Genomic DNA, 17,120 nt, shown 5'->3' with positions numbered 1-17,120 from the left:
CGAGATGACCATCAAGACGGACGAGACCACGTCCAGCGCCGCGCAGGGCATGACGATCGTCGCCCGTACCCAGGGCCAGCTCGTCAGGCGCAGGTTCTTCCGGCACCGCGGCGCGCTCGTCGGCATGATCCTGTTCGCGATCGTCTTCGTGCTGGCCTTCAGCTCGATCGGTTTCGGCCCGATCCCCGGCTGGTGGCACCAGCCGTGGACGGGTTCGGGCACCGTCGTGGACAGGGGCCGCCCGACGCTCAGCGTCATCCCCGAGTTCCTCGGCGGCTCGGGCGTCCACCTGGGCGAGCACCCCTTCGGCCAGGACAACATCGGCAAGGACTACTTCGCGCTCACCATGCGGGGCGCGCAGATCTCCATCATCGTCGCGCTGACCATCGGACTGGTCTCCACCGCCGTCGGCACCGTGCTCGGCGCCGCCGCCGGGTTCTTCCGCGGCAAGGTGGAGTCGGTCATCATGCGCTTCACCGACATCATGATCACCATCCCGGTGCTGGTGATCGCCGCGGTGGTCGGCAGCGCGACGGGCAACATGGGCCCCTACTTCATGGCCCTGTTCCTGGGACTCACCACCTGGACCAGTGTCACGCGCCTGGTGCGCGGCGAGTTCCTCTCGCTCCGTGAGAAGGAGTTCGTCGAGGCGGCGAGGGCGATCGGCACCTCCTCCTTCCGGATCATCTTCCGGCACATCCTGCCGAACACGCTGGGCGTGATCATCGTCTCCGCCACGCTGGCCATCTCCTCGGGCATCCTGCTGGAGACCGCCCTGTCCTTCCTCGGCTTCGGTGTCAAGAGCCCTGACACCTCGCTCGGCCTGCTGATCAGCGACTACAAGAGCGCGATGATCACCCGGCCGTGGTTGTTCTGGTGGCCAGGCCTGTTCATCATCGCGATCGCGCTGTCGGTCAACTTCATCGGTGACGGCCTGAGAGACGCCTTCGACCCTCGACAGAACAGGGTGCGCGACTGATGAGCTCCGTACACATCGCCAAGCGCCTGTCCGAGGCGACGCGTCCCGGCACCACCGAGGTGCTCAAGGTCGAGAACCTTCAGGTCAACTTCCCCACCGACGACGGCGTGGTCCAGGCCGTGCGCGGCGTGTCCTACACGGTGCACGAGCGCGAGGTGCTCGGCATCGTCGGCGAGTCGGGCTCGGGCAAGTCGGTCTCCTCGATGGCGGTCATGGGCCTGCTGCCCAAGAGCGCCAGGATCACCGGCAGCATCTCCTACCGCGGCGACGACATGCTCAAGATGTCCGAGCGCAAGCGGCGGAGCCTGCGGGGCAGGAAGATCGCGATGGTCTTCCAGGACCCGATGACGGCGCTCAACCCCGTCCACACCATCGGCGACCAGCTGGCCGAGGCCGTGCTGGCGCACGAGCTCGTGCCGTACAAGCAGGCCCAGGCCCGCGCCAAGGAGATGCTCGACCTGGTCGGCATCCCGCAGGCGGCGGCCAGGCTCAAGTCCTACCCGCACGAGTTCTCCGGCGGCATGCGGCAGCGCGCGATGATCGCCATGGCGATCATCAACAACCCCGACGTCATCATCGCCGACGAGCCGACGACGGCGCTCGACGTGACCGTGCAGGCGCAGATCCTGGAGAAGCTGCTCGAGGTGAAGGACGCGGTCGACGCCGCGGTCGTGCTCATCACGCACGACCTGGGCGTCATCGCGGGCATGGCGCACAGGGTGCTGGTCATGTACGCGGGCAAGCCGGTCGAGATCGGCGACGTCGACACGGTGTTCAACACGCCGCGCATGCCGTACACGGCGGGCCTGCTCGGCTCCATCCCGTCGCTCGAGACCTCGGGCAACAGGCTGCGGCCGATCAAGGGCACCCCGCCGTCCCTGATCAACCTGCCCGTGGGCTGCCCGTTCTCGCCGCGGTGCCCCATGGCCACCCCCGAGTGCACCACCACGGAGCCCTCGCTGGAGGAGACGGACGGCGGCGCGCACTACGCCGCCTGCCACCACTGGCCTCAACTTGCTGAAAAGGCAGATCCGACCGCCATCTTCCGCACGAACAGCGAGACCACGTCATGACCGAGAAACTGCTCGAGGTGACCGACCTCGTCATGAACTTCCCCGTCAGGGGAACCGGCCTCATGCGCCGCGTCGTCGCGCAGGTACAGGCGGTCAGCGGCGTGTCCCTGCACGTCGACAAGGGCGAGACGCTGGGCGTGGTGGGTGAGTCCGGCTGCGGCAAGTCGACGACGGGCCGCGCCATCCTGCAGCTGCACAAGCCGACCGCCGGCTCGGTGAAGTTCGGCGGCAAGGAGCTGACGGGGCTGCCGAACCGGCAGATGCAGGCCGTACGGCAGGACATGCAGATCGTCTTCCAGGACCCCTACGCGTCGCTGAACCCCAAGATGCCGGTCAACGACATCATCGCCGAGCCGCTGAAGGTGCACGGCCGGTGGGACAAGAACGGGCCCAAGCGGGTGGCGGAGCTGCTGTCGCTGGTGGGCCTGTCGCCGGAACACGGCAACCGCTACCCGCACGAGTTCTCCGGCGGTCAGCGGCAGCGCGTCGGCATCGCGCGGGCGCTGGCGCTGGAGCCGAAGCTGCTGATCCTGGACGAGCCGGTGTCGGCGCTGGACGTGTCGGTCCAGGCGGGCGTGGTGAATCTGCTGGAGGACCTGCAGGACTCGCTGGGGCTCGCGTACATGTTCATCGCGCACGACCTGTCGGTGGTGCGGCACATCTCCGACCGGGTGGCGGTGATGTACCTGGGGAAGGTCGTGGAGACCGGGCCCAGGGACGACCTGTACGACCGGCCCGCGCACCCCTACACGCAGGCGCTGCTGTCGGCGGCTCCGACGGCGAACCCGGAGGAGGAGCGGCGCAGGGAGCGGATCATCCTGACGGGTGACGTGCCTTCGCCGATGGACCCGCCCAGCGGGTGCCGGTTCAGGACGCGGTGCTGGAAGGCGCAGGAGATCTGCGCGACCGAGGAGCCGGCGCTGGTGGACCGTGGGAACGGGCATCCGGTGGCGTGCCACTTCGCTGAGGTGAACACCAAGGTCGTCTGACCCTTTGTCGGCAGGCCCCCGCTCTGGTGGGCGGGGGCCTGTCCGCTGTCCGGGGCCTGTCCGGGACCGCGGAAGCGGGGCCGCGGGAACAGGGGCGCGGGAACAGGAGACGCGGGAATGGGAAGGCCCCCGCCGGAAGGAGACAGCGGGGGCCCTGGTAGGCGGGGTTACTGGGTGAAGCCGATCGACGACCAGTCCTTGGTCGCGAAGCCGAACGCCCCGTAGTTCGCCACGGTCTTCTTCGCCGCGAAGATGCTGGGCCGCTGGTACAGCGGGATCGTGTGCACCTCGTCCCAGATCAGCTTGTCGGCCTGGTTGCCGTACTCGATGTACTTGGCGGGGTCCATCTCCCCTGCCGCCTTCTCGATCAGCGTGTCCAGTTCCGCCGACCCGATGCGCGGGAAGTTGCTGCCGAAGTTGTCCTTGCCGGTGGGCTGCTTGTAGATCTGCGGCAGCGCCCCGTTCGGGAAGGGCGTGCCGAGCCACGAGAACGGCACCAGGTCGAAGTTGCCGGGGATGATGTAGTCGTCGAAGAACTTGTCGTCGGGAACCGGCTCGACCTTGATCTTGACGCCGACGTCCTTGAGCATCGCCTGGGTCAGCTCGCCCTCCTGCTTGGCCAGCGGGTAGGCGGCCGGGACGATGAAGCGCAGCTCGAGCTCCTTGCCGTCCTTCTTGCGGTACTCGCCCTCCATCTTCCAGCCGGCCGCGTCGAGCAGCTGCTTGGCCTTCTCGGGGTTGTACGTGCCGAGCTCGCCGGAGTTGTCGACGTAACCCTTGTGGGTGTTCATGTACAGGTGGTTGTTGAGCACCTGCACGGGCCAGTCGAGGTCCTTGAGGTCGGACTGGGTGATGGCCTCGCGGTTGATGCCGAGCTGGACGGCCTGCCGGACCGACTTGTCGGTGAGGTTGGGCGCGGAGCCGTTGACGGTGATGTGGCGCCAGTTGGGGGCCGCGGCCTTGCGGATGTCGACGTTCGGGACGTCCTTGGCGCGCTTGAGGTCGGCGGCGATGGGGTTGACCTCCATCACGTCGAGCTCGCCGTTGGCGAAGGCGTTGACGGTGGCGCCGGAGTCGAGGGCGCGGAAGATGACCTTGTCGAGCTTGGCCTTGCGACCCCACCAGTTGTCGTCACGCACGAGGGTGACGGTCTTGCCGGTCTGGTCGAGCGAGTCGACCTTGAACGGGCCCGCCGTCACGGGGATCTTGTCGATCCAGCCCTTGTTGAACGCGGCGGGGTCGGAGTTGGTGGCCGCGGGAAGGAGCGGGGAGAACATGCCCTTCCAGTCGGGGTACTGCTTGGAGAAGGTGACGACGACGTCGTAGTCGGTCGCGCCCTTCTCCACCGAGGAGACGCGGTCGTAGCCGTCGGTGGAGCTGACCTGGTACTTCTTCTCGGTGCCGTTGAGCGCCCTCCACTGGGCGACGAAGTCCTTGTAGGTGATCGGCTCGCCGTCGGACCACTTGGCCTTGTCGTTGAGCTTGTAGGTGACGACCTGCTTGTCGCCCTTCAGCTCCATCTTCCACTCGGTGACGTAGTCGGGGTTGTTGACCAGCTCGGCCTTGTCGTCAGCCTTGCCCATGCTGGGCATGCTGGCGTCGTAGACGTCGGAGACGGTCGCGTGGGTGCCGTTCACCTGGTTGTAGTTCCACTGCTGCTGCCACTGGGTCAGCGCGAGGGTGATGGTCCCGCCGTCCTTGACCTGCTCGTAGGCGACAGGGTTGATGGAGCTGCCGGGCAGCGCGGCGGCCTGCTCCTGTGCCTGCTTGACCGCCTCCTTCGAACCTGTGGCGGGCTTGTCGGCGCCGCCACCGCAGGCGGCGAGGGCGAGAGCCAGCAGCGCCGCGCCAGCGGCGGCCTTGTAGCCAGCGACCTTCACGAGTTCCTCACTTCGGGATAGTGGCAGGCGGCGCCGTGATCGTCGGCGTGCGTGAGCCGTACAACAGGGGGTTCATCGGACACACACCGCGCGCGCTCGGGCTCGGGGAGCAGGGCGCGCTTGGGGCAGCGGGTGTGGAAGCGGCAGCCGGTCGGGGGCTGCGCGGGGCTGGGCAGGTCGCCTTCGAGGATGATCCTCTTGCGCGATCGCTCCAGCGCGGGGTCGGGTAGCGGGATGGCCGACATGAGCGCCCTGGTGTAGGGGTGGGCGGGCGTGCCGTACACCTCGGTGACGGTGCCGATCTCTACGATCTTGCCGAGGTACATGACCGCGACGCGGTCGGCCAGGTGGCGGACGACGGACAGGTCGTGGGCCACGAACAGGTAGGACAGGCCGAGCCTGGCCTTGAGGTCCTCCAGCAGGTTGATGACGCCGGCCTGGATGGACACGTCGAGCGCGGAGACGGGCTCGTCGAGGACGATCAGTTTGGGCTCCAGGGCCAGCGCGCGGGCGATGCCGATGCGCTGGCGCTGCCCGCCGGAGAAGTGCTGCGGGTAGCGCTCGGCGTAGGACGGGTCGAGGCCGACGAGGTCGAGCAGCTCGGCCACGCGCTTGCCGATGTCCTTGTGGCCGTGGGCGCGCAGCGGTTCGGCGAGGATGTCGCCGACCGGCATGCGCGGGTCGAGCGCGGCCATCGGGTCCTGGAAGACGATCTGCAGGTCGCGGCGGAGCGTCCTGCGCTCGCTCTTGGTCAGCGCGGCGCTGTCCTTGCCGAAGACCACGACCTTGCCGCCCTGGGCGGCCTCCAGCTGCATGATCTGCTGGAGGGTGGTGGTCTTGCCGCAGCCTGACTCGCCGACCAGGGCGAGGGTCTCGCCCGAGGCGATGTCGAGGCTGATGCCGTCGACCGCGTGCACGGTGCCGACGCGGCGCTTGAAGACGGCACCCTTCATCAGCGGGTAGTGCCTGACGAGGTCGTCGAGTTCGAGCACCTTGTCGCGCAGGCCGCGTGGCGTCCGCAGGGCGGCGGGCTCGTCGACGGCCTCGGGTGCGGGGAAGACGTCGGCGCCCCTGAGCTTCTTCAGCTCGATCTCATGGGAGCGGATGCAGGCGACCTTGCGCTCGCCGACCTGGACGAGATCGGGCTCGGCGTCGTCGCACGCGGCCACCTTGAGCGGGCAGCGGGGCGCGAAGGGGCAGCCGGGCGGCAGCGCGGCGGGCGAGGGCGGCGTGCCCTCGATCGGCACCAGGCGCTGGTTGTCCTGGTCCAGCCGGGGAATGGAGGCGAGCAACCCCATCGTGTACGGCATGCGAGGCTCGTAGTAGATCTCTTCGACGGTGCCCTGCTCGACCGGCTTGCCGGCGTACATCACCAGCACCCTGTCGGCAAGCCCCGCGACCACCCCCAGGTCGTGGGTGATCATGACGATACCGGCGCCGGTCTCCTTCTGCGCGGCCTTCAGCACTTCGAGGACCTGGGCCTGGATGGTGACGTCGAGCGCGGTCGTGGGTTCGTCGCAGATCAGCACGTCGGGATCGTTGGCGATGGCCATCGCGATCATCGCGCGCTGCCGCATGCCGCCGGAGAACTCATGGGGGAAGGCCTTGGCGCGCACGTCGGGGTGCGGGATGCCGACGAGGTCGAGCAGTTCGACGGCCTGCTTGGCGGCCCGCTCCTTGGTGACCTTCTGGTGGACGCGGACCGCCTCGGCGATCTGGTCGCCGATGGTGTAGACGGGTGTGAAGGCCGACAGCGGGTCCTGGAAGATCATGCTGATCGACTTGCCGCGGCGCTTGAGGATCTCCTGCTCGCGCATGCCGAGCAGCTCGTGGCCGTGCAGTTTGACCGAGCCGCTCACCTGGGCGCCGGGGGGCAGCAGGCCCATGACGGCCAGCGACGTCACGGACTTGCCGGAGCCGGACTCGCCGACGATGCCGAGCACCTCGCCCCTGCCGACCTGGTAGGAGACGCCTCTGACGGCTTGGACGCCGCCGCGGAAGGTCACGTTGAGGTCGGTCACCTCGAGGATCGTCATGAGTGGCTCCCCGGGTCGAGGGCGTCGCGCAGTCCGTCGCCGATGAGGTTGATGCACAGGACGAGCAGGATGAGCAGGCCGGCGGGGAACAGGAACAGCCACGGGTAGCTGATCGCCTCGCTGCCGCCCGCGGCGGAGATGAGCGTGCCGAGTGAGACGTCCGGTGGCTGCACGCCGAACCCGAAGTAGGACAGCGCGGTCTCGCCGATGATGGCGCCGCTGACGTTCATGGTGGCGTCGATGATGAGCAGCGACGACAGGTTGGGCACGATGTGCCGGAAGATGATCTTCCAGTCGCTGATGCCCATGTAGCGGGCGGCCAGGACGTACTCCCGCTCGCGCAGGGAGAGTGTCATGCTCCTGACCACCCTGGAGGTGATCATCCAGGAGAAGGCCGCGAGCAGCACCACGAACCACAGCCAGGTGGCGCCCTTCAGCCGCGGCGACAGGACCGCGATGATCAGGAAGCTGGGCAGCACCAGCAGCAGGTCGGCGCCCCACATCAGGGCCTTGTCCAGCCAGCCGCCGAAGTAGCCGGCGAACGCGCCGACGACGGCGGCCACGCCGGTGGAGATGAGCGCGACGAGGAAGCCGATGAGGATCGACTTCTGCATGGCGCGCAGCGTCACCGCGAACACGTCCTGGCCGATCTGGGTGGTTCCCCACCAGTGGTCGGCGCCGGGCGGGGTCCTGAAGGCGGTGAAGTCCTTGTCCTCGAACCCGTACGGCGAGACCAGCGGCCCGAGGTAGGCCAGCACGAGCAGCAGGATGACTCCCGCCAGGCCGAAGATGACCTGCGGTTTGGCGATGACCCTGCGCAGGACGACCTTGGAACGCATCTCTAGCTCACCCGCACTCTCGGGTCGAGCGCCGCGACGAGCAGGTCGGACAGCAGTCCCGCGACCAGGACGCAGACGGCGGCGAACAGGGCGACGGCGGCGACGGAGTTGGTGTCGTTGTGCTGGATCGACTCCACCAGCCACGCGCCCATGCCGTGCCAGCCGAAGATCTTCTCGGTGAAGGTGGCGCCGGTCAGCATGGTGCCGAAGGCGAAGGCGAAGTAGGTCGCCGCGGGGATGAGCGCGGTGCGCAGGGCGTGTTTGTAGAGCGCGGTCCTGCGGGACAGTCCCTTGGCCTGTGCCGTACGGACGAAGTCCTGGCCGAGCACGTCGAGCATCATGTTGCGCTGGATGCGGCTGTAGAAGGCGATCTGGCCCAGGCACAGCGACAATGTCGGCAGGATCAGGTGGTTGAGCCTGTTGAGGAGCTGGTCGGTGCCGCTGAGCGCGGGGTTGTACTCGCCGGTGTACTCGATGAGCGTGTGCCCGAGCGCGGTGTTGATCCCCGTGGCGCCCATCGTCAGCAGGGTGGCCAGGACGAAGACGGGCACGGCCATGATGACGAACGAGGCGATGCCTATCGCCCTGTCGCTGAAGCGGTACTGCCTGATCGCGGCGAACGCGCCGACGGCGACGCCGAGGGCGGAGCCGAGGATGGTGCCGATCAGCAGCAGGCGGAGGCTGACGCCGATCCGCCGGACCATCTGGTCGTTGACCGAGCCGCCGTCCCATGTCTTGCCGAAGTCGCCTTTGACCAGGCCGGACACCCAGGTGCCGTAGCGCTCGAGCAGGGGCGTCTTGTCGTTGAGGTTGTACTCGTTCAGCGTGCTGTCGACGACCCCTGCGGGGATGGGCGGCTGGCGTCCCTCGTAGTTGGCACGAGGGTTGAGGCTGCTGGCCGCCAGCAGGTACGCGAGGCTCGCGGCGATGGCGACCAGGATGACGCTCGACAGCAGCCTGCGCAGCAGGTACTTGCCCATTGCCCTCCGTTCGGACGAACGGGGGCCGTGCAGCCTGAGCTCCAGGGTCGCCCCCGCGACGAGAAGGCCGTGACCATCCCTTGACAGGGACTTGACGGCTCGTCGCAGGTTATCGGGCTGTCCGTATTACGGATTCACATCGGACCGATAGATCACAAGGGTCTGCCCGGGCACCGTGAGCCCGTCACGAGCAGCGAAAACACCCTCCTCAGAGGACAGCAGAACGGACCCCACCGACATGGGCAACGTCACAGGATCCGGACAAAAATTTACCATGACGCTCAGTGACGAACGCTTGACCATCAGCCATTTGGCCTGCTCGTCGTACTCGGCCTCGACCCGATCCAGGCGGGGGTCGGTCAGCTCCGGCAGCGCCTTGCGCAACGCGATCAGGTCGCGGTACCAGCACAGCACCGACCAGTGCTCCTCCTCCTTGATCTCGCTCCAGTCGAGCTTGCTGCGCTGGAAGGTGTCCTCGGCCGAGGGATCGGGCGCCACCCATTCGTAGCCGAACCCCTCGAACTCGCGGGCCCTGCGCTCGCCCTCTCCCTCGCGGAGCGCGGGCTCGACGTGGTCGGTGAAGAACAGGAACGGCGTGCGGGCCCCCCACTCCTCACCCATGAACAGCATGGGCGTGAAGGGCGAGGTGAGCAGCAGTCCGGCGCCCAGCTTGAGCGCGGTCGCGGTCAGGCGGTCGCCCGCGGGCCGGTTGCCGATCTGGTCGTGGTTCTGCAGGCAGCACACCAGCCGGTAGCCGGGCACGCCGGCCAGCGGTGCGCCGTGCGAGCGCCCGCGGAAGCTCGAGTAGCCGCCGTCATGGACGAACCCGGACGTCATGGCCTTCGCGAGGGACCGCATCGAGGCGAAGTCCTCGTAGTAGCCATGCCGTTCGCCCGACACCGCGGTGTGCAGCGCGTGGTGGACGTCATCGTTCCACTGGGCGGTCATGCCGAGACCGCCCGCCTCCAGCGGCATGATCATGCGCGGGTCGTTGAGGTCGGACTCGGCGATCAGCGTCAGCGGCCTGCCCACGGAGCAGGCCAGCGCGTCCACCTCCTGGGCCAGTTCGGCCAGCAGGTGGGTGGCCCGCCTGTCGTGCAGGGCGTGGACGGCGTCGAGCCGCAGCCCGTCGATGTGGAAGTCGCGCAGCCACTGCAGCGCGTTGTCGACGAAGTAGCGCCTCACCTCGTCGGAGCCGGGGCCGTCGAGGTTGACCGCCTCGCCCCAGAAGCTGCCGCTGTAGCCGGCGAAGTAGGGGCCGAAGGGATGCAGGAAGTTGCCCGAGGGGCCGAGATGGTTGTAGACGACGTCGAGCAGCACGCCGAGGCCCGCCCGGTGGCAGCCGTCGACGAACTCCTTCAGCCCGTCGGGTCCCCCGTAGGTCTCGTTCACGGCGTAGAGGTCGACCCCGTCGTAGCCCCAGTTGCGCCCGCCGGGCACGGGAGCGACCGGCATGACCTCCACGAAGTCGACGCCGAGCTCGACGAGGTGGTCCAGCCGTTCGAGCGCGGCCGTGAACGTGCCCTCGGTCGTGAAGGTGCCGATGTGGAGCTCGTAGATGACCGAGCCGCGCAGGTCGCGGCCCTTCCATTCGTGATCGCTCCAGGTGAAGCGGGCGTGGTCGTAGACCCTGCTCGGCCCGAAGATGCCCTCGGGCTGCCTGCGGGAGCGCGGGTCGGGGTAGGGCCCCGCACCGTCGACGAGGTAGCGGTAGTCGGTGCCGTGCCCGGCCGCCGGCACGTCCACCGACCACCATCCGCTCGACGAGTCCGGCCGCAGCGGCTGCCGCCCGCCCATGGTCTCGATCTCGACAGAGGTCGCCTGCGGTGCCCACACCTCAAAGATCATGTCTCTCCAGGAGTGCGACGGGATAGCGGCTGAGCAGGTGGCCGACAGGAGTGCGGCCGGTGTACAGCTGGCGGGTGAGCAGGTCGCGCCAGCGCCCCTGGGGCAGCGTGATCGAGGTCGCGCCCCAGCCGCCGCGCCTGGCCAGCCGTACGGGCAGGCGGGTCGCGACCGCGACGGCGCGTCCCCTGCCGAAGACGACCGCGTGCTCGGCGGCCTCCCCTGACGCGGCCATCGGCTCGTACGGCGCGGCAGGCCCGAGCCTTCGACGCAGGCGCAGTGCCTGGGTGGTGACCAGCAGCTTGGCCGCGTCCCACGCCGACTCGGCGGCGCACGGGAAGGTGACGGGCCGCCGGTTGTCGGGGTCGACGAGGGAGAAGTCGGTGCGCTCGTTGCCCTGGTAGACGTCGGGCACGCCCGGCATCATGAGCTGCACCAGCTTCTGGCCGAGCGAGTTGGCGACGGCGTAGCGGTCGACCTGCGCGGTGAAGTCGCCGATCGGCAGTTCGACCGCCTTGCGGGCGAAGGCGCGCAGCCCCTCCTCGTACGCGGGGTCGGGGGCGATCCACGAGGTGGCGGTCTTGGCCTCGCGGGCGGCCTTGAGCAGGTAGTCGGTGAACCTGTCGGCCGAGATCGGCCAGGCGGCCATCAGGGTCTGCCACGCCAGGTAGTCGAGGCCGGGGTCGAAGGCGAGCTGTCCCGCCCAGCCGTCCACGGCCCGCTCCCACTCCGTGGGCAGCTCCGACAGCACCTGAAGGCGGGCGCGGACGTCCTCGGAGCGCTTGGTGTCGTGCGTGGACAGCGTGGTCATCGTGAAGGGCCGCATCTGCCCGCAGTAGGCGTGGAAGTCCTCGACGGACGTCCCGAAGTGGTCCGGCTCGCCGCCCACCTCGTTCAGGCAGGCCAGCGGGAACCACCTGTAGAGCGCGGTGTCCTCCACGCCCTTGGCCATGACGGGGCCGCAGGTCTGCTGGAAGCGGACGATCGCCTCCGGCGTGCCCTCCAGGACCGCTCGGGCGGTCTCGGGGTCGGGCGCGGCGGCTTCCACGATCTGCCTGGCCGGCGGCTCGACCGGCTCGCCTGGGGTGACGTAGGCCCGGTAGACCGGCATGGCGACCAGCAGCTCGGTGAGGTCGGCCGGAGACACGCCGGTGACGCGGGACAGCCGGTCCACCTCGCCGCCGAAGAACAGCTCGACGACCTCGCGCTTGGCGCGCGTCATCACGCTCGGGTAGTGGGCGTCCTGCCCGGTCATGCGGGTGAACAGCTCGACCAGCGGCGCCTTGCCCTCGGGGTCGACGAACAGGCCGTTGACGCGGTTGAGCACGTCGTAGCCGGTGGTGCCGTCGCAGGCCCAGTCCTCGGGCAGCCGCTCGTCGCCGATGAGGATCTTCTCGACGACCGTCCACACCCCGCCGGTCCTGGCGCGCAGCTTGTCCAAGTAGTCGCGCGGGTCGGCGAGCCCGTCGGGATGGTCGATCCGCAGGCCCTCCACGAGACCCTCGTCGAGCAGCCAGAAGATCACCTCGTGCGTGGCGAACAGGACGGAGGGCTCCTCCACGCGCAGCCCGATCAGCGAGGAGACGTCGAAGAAGCGCCGGTAGCCCGGCCCCTCTCGCCAGTCGATGATGTGGTAGTACTCCGACGCGGGCAGGTCCTCGGCGAAGGAGTGCACCGCCACCCTGCCATCGCGCCACTCGATGTCGAACCAGTGCGCGTACGGCGAGTCCAGGCCCTCGCTGAGCACGGACCTGAACTGCTCGTTGGCCGTGTTCATGTGGTTGGGCACGATGTCGATCACGATGGCCAGGTCGTGGGAGGCCAGCACCTCCGCCATCTCGCGGAACCCCTTGGCCCCGCCGAACTCCTCCCTGATCCTGGAGTGGTCGATGACGTCGTAGCCGTGCAGCGAATCGGGCACCGCCTGCAGGACGGGTGACAGGTAGACGTGGCTGACGCCCAGGTCGCGCAGGTAGGGCGCGATGCCGGCGACCTCGGCGAAACCGAAGCCGGGTGTCAGCTGGACGCGGTAGGTCGAGACGGGTCTAGACACCGCGCAACACCCTCATCGAGCGTCCCGGCACCTGCAACCGCTCCCCTGCTCTCTTGACCCTGGTGTCGAGCATGATCGGCATCGCGGTGTCGATCTCGGTCAGCCACATCTCGCCGTAGTCCTTCGGGATCGTGAACCTGATGGTGTCGTGGTGGGCGTTGAACAGCACGAGAAAGGAGTCGTCGACGATGGGCCTGCCCCTCCTGTCCGGTTCGGTGATCGCCTTGCCGTTGAGGTAGACGGCCAGCGACTTGGCGTAGCCCACGTTCCAGTCGGCGACGGTCATCTCCTCGCCCGAGGGGGTGAGCCATGCCATGTCGTAGTTGAAGCGCCTGCGGCGGAAGACGGGGTGCTCGCGACGCAGCTTGGCCAGCCGCTGCGTGAACTCCAGCAGCAGCCACTTGTTGCGCACGTCGGACCAGTCGACCCAGGTCAGCTCGTTGTCCTGGCAGTAGCCGTTGTTGTTGCCCTGCTGGGTGCGGCCGAGTTCGTCGCCGTGGGAGAGCATGGGCACGCCCTGCGACAGGAAGAGCGTGGTCAGGAAGTTGCGTTTCTGCTGCTCCCGCAGCGCCTCCGTTCCCGCGTCCCACGAGCGGTTGTCGTCGGTGCCGTCCCTGTTGTCCTCGCCGTTGGCCTCGTTGTGTTTCTCGTTGTAGGAGACCAGGTCGTGCAGGGTGAAGCCGTCGTGGCAGGTCACGAAGTTGACGGAGGCGACGGGGCGGCGGCTGTCGCTCTGGTAGAGGTCGCCCGAGCCGGTGAAGCGGGAGCCGAACTCGGGCAGCGTGGCCGGTTCGCCACGCCAGAGGTCCCTGATCGTGTCGCGGTACTTGCCGTTCCACTCGGTCCACCTGGCGGGGAAGTTGCCGACCTGGTAACCGCCGGGGCCGACGTCCCACGGCTCGGCGATCAGCTTGACCTGCGACAGCACGGGGTCCTGCTGCACCAGGTCGAAGAAGGCCGACAGCCGGTCGACCTCGTGCAGCTCGCGAGCCAGGGTGGCGGCCAGGTCGAAGCGGAAGCCGTCGACGTGCATCTCCATGACCCAGTAGCGCAGCGAGTCCATGATCATCTGGAGGACCTGGGGGCTGCGCATGAACAGGCTGTTGCCGGTGCCCGTGGTGTCCATGTAGTGCTGGGGGTCGCCGTCGACCAGGCGGTAGTAGGTCGGGTTGTCGATGCCCTTCAGGCCCAGCGTCGGCCCCAGGTGGTTGCCCTCGGCGGTGTGGTTGTAGACGACGTCGAGGATGACCTCGATGCCCGCCTCGTGCAGGTTCCTGACCATCGCCTTGAACTCCAGCACCTGCCCGCCTCGCTGCCCCTGGCTGGAGTAGCGGTTGTGCGGGGCGAAGTAGCCGCTGGTGTTGTAGCCCCAGTAGTTGGTCAGCCCCTTCTCCTCCAGGTGCTGGTCGGTGACGAACTGGTGGACGGGCATCAGCTCCAGCGCGGTCACGCCGAGCTTGGTGAGGTGGTCGATGATCTCCGGGTGGCCGAGCGCGGCGTAGCTGCCGCGGATGCGCTCAGGGATCTTGGGGTTGGCGATCGTCAGCCCGCGCACGTGCGCCTCGTAGATCACCGTGTCGTGGTACGGCGTGGCGGGCGGCCTGTCGTGCCCCCAGCCGAAGAACGGGTTGATGACGATCGAGCGCGGCATGAAGGGGGCGGAGTCCTCGAGGTTGGGCATGTCGCCGTCGTAGAGCGCCTTGTTCCAGGTGACGCCGCCCTCGATCGCCTTGGCGTACGGGTCGAGCAGGAGCTTGTGGGGGTTGCAGCGAAGGCCGCGCGCGGGGTCGTAGGGTCCGTGCACGCGGTAGCCGTACCGCTGGCCGGGGCCTACGCCGGGCAGGTAGCCGTGCCAGATGAACCCCTCGCATTCGGTGAAGGGGACCCTGGACTCCTTGCCGTCCTCGTCGAACAGGCAGAGCTCGACGCGATCCGCCGCCTCGGTGAACAGCGCGAAGTTGGTGCCCGCGCCGTCGTAGGTGGCACCGAGAGGATACGGGTCTCCCGGCCAGATCTCGATCATCGAGGCTCCCCTTACGCTCTGGCCCCCATGTTCGCCCAGGAGGCAGCGGCTGCCTAGATGCCCGCTCAGAAGCCACCGATAACCCCGCGCCCGTCATCGATCGGGTTCGGGCCGCTGCCTGCCCGAACCCAGGCAGGTGTGGCACGCGCCCTTTCTGGTGACTCCTTCCCCGCCGCAGCCGCCGCACGTGACCATGGAGGCGAAGCCGGAGTGGCGGTAGACGTGGACCAGCGGCTGGGGCTTGACCACCGTCCATCCCTGCGCCTCGGCCCTCCTGTCCCACCGGGCGAACGTCCAGATGTCGAGCAGTTCGAACAGGTTCCTGAACGGCGAGGTCATCGCCGCCCTGAGGTTCAGATCGCTGATCTCCATCGGGCACTCCGTTCTTTGTCGCGGATTTACCCGCTTTGGCAATTGCCAAAGGAATATGCCGGTGACGTTTACCTATCTCACGTGCCTCCGGCAATCTTCCTCGGGAGGTACGATCACCGCATGGAGAGCGCCAACTCCACCCTCCGCCAGCGGCAGCTGGCCAAGCGCCTGCGGGAGCTGCGCCAGGAGTCGGGGTTGAGCATCGCCGACGTCGCCGAGCGCCTGCTCTGCTCCCCCGCGAAGATCAGCAGGCTGGAGACCGCGCGCCGCAGGGCGAGCCTGCGGGACGTGCGCGACCTGTGCGCCATGTACGGCCTGACCGACGCCGGCGAGGTCGAGCGGCTCATGGTCCTGGCCAGGGAGTCCAGGCAGGACGAGTGGTGGCTGAAGGCCGAGGACGTCGACTTCCGCCCGCTGGTCGGGCTGGAGAGCGAGGCCGTCGCGATCTCCGAGTACGAGACGACGACCGTCCCCGGCCTGCTGCAGACCCCCGACTACACGCGCGCCGTCATCCGCGGCTACCTTCCGCTCATCGATCCCGAGGTGCTGGAGGAGCGCCTTCGGGTCAGGATGAAGCGCCAGGAGATCCTGTCGAAGGCCCAGGCCCCCCGCTACTGGGTGCTGCTCGACGAGTCGGCCCTGCACCGCCACGTGGGCGGGCGCGAGGTCATGCGCGGACAGCTGGTCCGGCTGAGAGAGCGGGCCGACCTGCCCAACCTCACGGTCCAGGTGATCCCGTACAGCGCGGGCGCGCACATGGGATTCGACGCCGCCTTCAGGCTCATGGAGTTCGCCAACGACACCGAGATCCGCGACACCGTCTACATGGAGACGCTCGCCGGCACCTTCTACATCGAGAAGCCCGCCCAGCTCGACCGGTTCCGGGAGGTGCTCAACTATCTGCGCGCCGTGGCACTGAGCCCTCAGGACTCCGCCATCCGGATAGAGGATGGCATTCGGTACTTCACTCCATGAATTAGGGCCGGAAATTACCTTCGGCAAGTGCCAGAGCGAGTTACGATTCGGGAACCACACCGCGCACCTGGCAGGTGACGACGGATGGTTCACCCGTCCCACTTCGAGTCTCCAGGAGAGACAAGATGACGTCACCGCGCCAGGCCGAGCCCCGGTGGAAGTCCTCCCCGCACTGCAACAACGGCAGTTGCGTCGAGGTCGCCGCGTTGCCCGGGGCGCAGATAGGCGTGCGCGACAACAAGCAGGCCGACGGCCCTGTCCTGCGGTTCTCCGCACAGGAATGGCACGAGTTCGTCATTCGCGTCAAGCGCGACTGAGCGCCACACGTGCGTCTCTCGCGCCCTTCGCGAGATACCTCCGGGTTACGATTGCCCTGCGCACGACATCCTGCAGGCAACCGCTGAGAGGTAGCGCATGAGCTCCCCCCAGAATCTGTCCTGGCATTCCTGCAACAACGGTCAATGCGTTCAGGTGGCCAAGCACGCCGACAGGGTCCTCATTCGCGACGGCAAGGATGCCGACGGGGCCGTTCTGCGATTCTCGCTCCAGGAGTGGGAGAGCTTCCGCGACGCCGTAAAACAGGGCCGTTTCGACGGCATCTAGGTTTGCGTCGCTCCCCCATGGCAATGTGCGTCCGCCATGGGTGGATTCAAGAAGTTCTTACTGCGGGGCAACATCGTCGAGCTCGCCGTCGCCGTCATCGTCGGCGCGACGTTCAGCGGGCTCGTGCAGGCGCTGGTCGCCGACCTCGTCACGCCGTTGATCGGGGCCGTCACCGGCGGCAGGGAACCCGACTTCGCGCAGTACTCCTTCACCGTCAACGGCAGCGAGTTCAAGTACGGCGACTTCCTCAACCACCTGATCAGCTTCCTGATCATCGCGGCGGTGGTCTACTGGCTGATCGTGATGCCGATGACCAGGCTGATCGGCCTGTTCGAGGGCGACAAGGCGGCCACGGTGAAGCAGTGCCCCGAATGCCTCAGCGAGATCCCCGCCGAGGCCAGGCGGTGCGCGCACTGCACGGTCGAGCTCGTCCCCGACTCCGAGAAGCCCCAGGTCTGAGCCGACCGGGCGGG

Annotated in this window: 15 protein-coding genes; 7 read left to right on the top strand and 8 right to left on the bottom strand. The window is 68.0% G+C overall.

Annotated elements, in window-relative coordinates:
* The first annotated feature begins 4 nt into the window (after positions 1-4).
* Genes ACFSKW_RS33545 through ACFSKW_RS33535 form a run of 3 tightly spaced genes read left to right on the top strand, consistent with a single transcriptional unit; the run spans position 5 to position 3,041 of the window.
* Positions 5-979: an ABC transporter permease gene (locus ACFSKW_RS33545; RefSeq protein WP_379576655.1), complete on the top strand. Its 975-nt coding sequence runs from the start codon at positions 5-7 to the stop codon at positions 977-979.
* Positions 979-2,052 carry an ABC transporter ATP-binding protein gene (locus ACFSKW_RS33540; protein ID WP_379576653.1) on the top strand — a complete coding sequence of 358 codons (1,074 nt, stop codon included), beginning with the start codon at positions 979-981 and terminating at the stop codon, positions 2,050-2,052. Before ACFSKW_RS33545 ends, ACFSKW_RS33540 begins: the two co-directional genes overlap by 1 nt.
* Positions 2,049-3,041, top strand: a complete 993-nt coding sequence (locus ACFSKW_RS33535; RefSeq protein WP_379576651.1) for an ABC transporter ATP-binding protein — start codon at positions 2,049-2,051, stop codon at positions 3,039-3,041. Before ACFSKW_RS33540 ends, ACFSKW_RS33535 begins: the two co-directional genes overlap by 4 nt.
* Positions 3,042-3,208: 167 nt before the next feature.
* On the opposite strand, the gene ACFSKW_RS33530 is transcribed toward ACFSKW_RS33535, so the two are convergent.
* From ACFSKW_RS33530 to ACFSKW_RS33495, 8 genes are all read right to left on the bottom strand, one after another.
* Positions 3,209-4,921, bottom strand: a complete 1,713-nt coding sequence (locus ACFSKW_RS33530) for an ABC transporter family substrate-binding protein (RefSeq protein WP_379576649.1) — start codon at positions 4,919-4,921, stop codon at positions 3,209-3,211.
* Complete coding sequence (locus tag ACFSKW_RS33525) at positions 4,918-6,957, bottom strand: ABC transporter ATP-binding protein (RefSeq protein ID WP_379576647.1); 2,040 nt, start codon at positions 6,955-6,957, stop codon at positions 4,918-4,920. Before ACFSKW_RS33525 ends, ACFSKW_RS33530 begins: the two co-directional genes overlap by 4 nt.
* Positions 6,954-7,796 (bottom strand): ABC transporter permease, encoded by an 843-nt coding sequence (locus ACFSKW_RS33520; RefSeq protein WP_379576645.1) that lies wholly within the window; start codon positions 7,794-7,796, stop codon positions 6,954-6,956. Before ACFSKW_RS33520 ends, ACFSKW_RS33525 begins: the two co-directional genes overlap by 4 nt.
* A 2-nt stretch (positions 7,797-7,798) precedes the next feature.
* Entirely contained in the window at positions 7,799-8,776 is a 978-nt protein-coding gene (locus ACFSKW_RS33515) for an ABC transporter permease (protein ID WP_379576643.1), read from the bottom strand.
* 126 nt (positions 8,777-8,902) lie between these two features.
* A complete protein-coding gene (gene treZ / locus ACFSKW_RS33510; protein ID WP_379576641.1) occupies positions 8,903-10,624 on the bottom strand; it encodes a malto-oligosyltrehalose trehalohydrolase in 1,722 nt (573 codons plus the stop codon).
* Positions 10,614-12,674 (bottom strand): malto-oligosyltrehalose synthase, encoded by a 2,061-nt coding sequence (gene treY / locus ACFSKW_RS33505; protein ID WP_379576639.1) that lies wholly within the window; start codon positions 12,672-12,674, stop codon positions 10,614-10,616. The genes treZ and treY overlap by 11 nt, the downstream gene beginning before the upstream one ends.
* Positions 12,667-14,697 (bottom strand): glycogen debranching protein GlgX, encoded by a 2,031-nt coding sequence (gene glgX / locus ACFSKW_RS33500; RefSeq protein ID WP_379576637.1) that lies wholly within the window; start codon positions 14,695-14,697, stop codon positions 12,667-12,669. The genes treY and glgX overlap by 8 nt, the downstream gene beginning before the upstream one ends.
* A gap of 93 nt (positions 14,698-14,790) precedes the next feature.
* A complete protein-coding gene (locus ACFSKW_RS33495) occupies positions 14,791-15,069 on the bottom strand; it encodes a hypothetical protein (protein WP_379576635.1) in 279 nt (92 codons plus the stop codon).
* 120 nt (positions 15,070-15,189) lie between these two features.
* Here ACFSKW_RS33495 and ACFSKW_RS33490 point away from each other — a divergent pair, with 120 nt between their 5' ends.
* The 4 genes from ACFSKW_RS33490 (at position 15,190) to mscL (ending at position 17,106) form a co-directional block, all read left to right on the top strand.
* Positions 15,190-16,044: a helix-turn-helix domain-containing protein gene (locus ACFSKW_RS33490; protein ID WP_379576633.1), complete on the top strand. Its 855-nt coding sequence runs from the start codon at positions 15,190-15,192 to the stop codon at positions 16,042-16,044.
* Positions 16,045-16,169: 125 nt separating this feature from the next.
* Complete coding sequence (locus tag ACFSKW_RS33485) at positions 16,170-16,361, top strand: DUF397 domain-containing protein (protein WP_379576631.1); 192 nt, start codon at positions 16,170-16,172, stop codon at positions 16,359-16,361.
* Positions 16,362-16,458: 97 nt separating this feature from the next.
* Positions 16,459-16,647: a DUF397 domain-containing protein gene (locus tag ACFSKW_RS33480; protein WP_379576629.1), complete on the top strand. Its 189-nt coding sequence runs from the start codon at positions 16,459-16,461 to the stop codon at positions 16,645-16,647.
* 36 nt (positions 16,648-16,683) lie between these two features.
* Positions 16,684-17,106, top strand: coding sequence for a large conductance mechanosensitive channel protein MscL (mscL, locus tag ACFSKW_RS33475; RefSeq protein ID WP_379576627.1), 423 nt, complete (start codon positions 16,684-16,686; stop codon positions 17,104-17,106).
* The last annotated feature ends 14 nt before the right edge of the window (positions 17,107-17,120 follow it).

The sequence above is a fragment of the Nonomuraea mangrovi genome, assembly GCF_042681425.1.
GTDB lineage: Bacteria > Actinomycetota > Actinomycetes > Streptosporangiales > Streptosporangiaceae > Nonomuraea > Nonomuraea mangrovi.
Note: the sequence above shows the minus strand (reverse complement) of the source record. Positions and strands in the feature narration are given on the sequence as shown.

What these genes read in the sequence shown, in the direction of transcription:
- ACFSKW_RS33545 (WP_379576655.1), top strand. Translation starts at nt 5, where the DNA reads ATGACCATCAAGACGGACGAGACCACGTCCAGCGCCGCGCAGGGCATG.
- ACFSKW_RS33540 (WP_379576653.1), top strand. Translation starts at nt 979, where the DNA reads ATGAGCTCCGTACACATCGCCAAGCGCCTGTCCGAGGCGACGCGTCCC.
- ACFSKW_RS33535 (WP_379576651.1), top strand. Translation starts at nt 2,049, where the DNA reads ATGACCGAGAAACTGCTCGAGGTGACCGACCTCGTCATGAACTTCCCC.
- ACFSKW_RS33525 (WP_379576647.1), bottom strand. Translation starts at nt 6,957, where the DNA reads ATGACGATCCTCGAGGTGACCGACCTCAACGTGACCTTCCGCGGCGGC.
- ACFSKW_RS33520 (WP_379576645.1), bottom strand. Translation starts at nt 7,796, where the DNA reads ATGCGTTCCAAGGTCGTCCTGCGCAGGGTCATCGCCAAACCGCAGGTC.
- ACFSKW_RS33515 (WP_379576643.1), bottom strand. Translation starts at nt 8,776, where the DNA reads ATGGGCAAGTACCTGCTGCGCAGGCTGCTGTCGAGCGTCATCCTGGTC.
- treZ (WP_379576641.1), bottom strand. Translation starts at nt 10,624, where the DNA reads ATGATCTTTGAGGTGTGGGCACCGCAGGCGACCTCTGTCGAGATCGAG.
- glgX (WP_379576637.1), bottom strand. Translation starts at nt 14,697, where the DNA reads ATGATCGAGATCTGGCCGGGAGACCCGTATCCTCTCGGTGCCACCTAC.
- ACFSKW_RS33495 (WP_379576635.1), bottom strand. Translation starts at nt 15,069, where the DNA reads ATGGAGATCAGCGATCTGAACCTCAGGGCGGCGATGACCTCGCCGTTC.
- ACFSKW_RS33490 (WP_379576633.1), top strand. Translation starts at nt 15,190, where the DNA reads ATGGAGAGCGCCAACTCCACCCTCCGCCAGCGGCAGCTGGCCAAGCGC.
- ACFSKW_RS33485 (WP_379576631.1), top strand. Translation starts at nt 16,170, where the DNA reads ATGACGTCACCGCGCCAGGCCGAGCCCCGGTGGAAGTCCTCCCCGCAC.
- ACFSKW_RS33480 (WP_379576629.1), top strand. Translation starts at nt 16,459, where the DNA reads ATGAGCTCCCCCCAGAATCTGTCCTGGCATTCCTGCAACAACGGTCAA.
- mscL (WP_379576627.1), top strand. Translation starts at nt 16,684, where the DNA reads ATGGGTGGATTCAAGAAGTTCTTACTGCGGGGCAACATCGTCGAGCTC.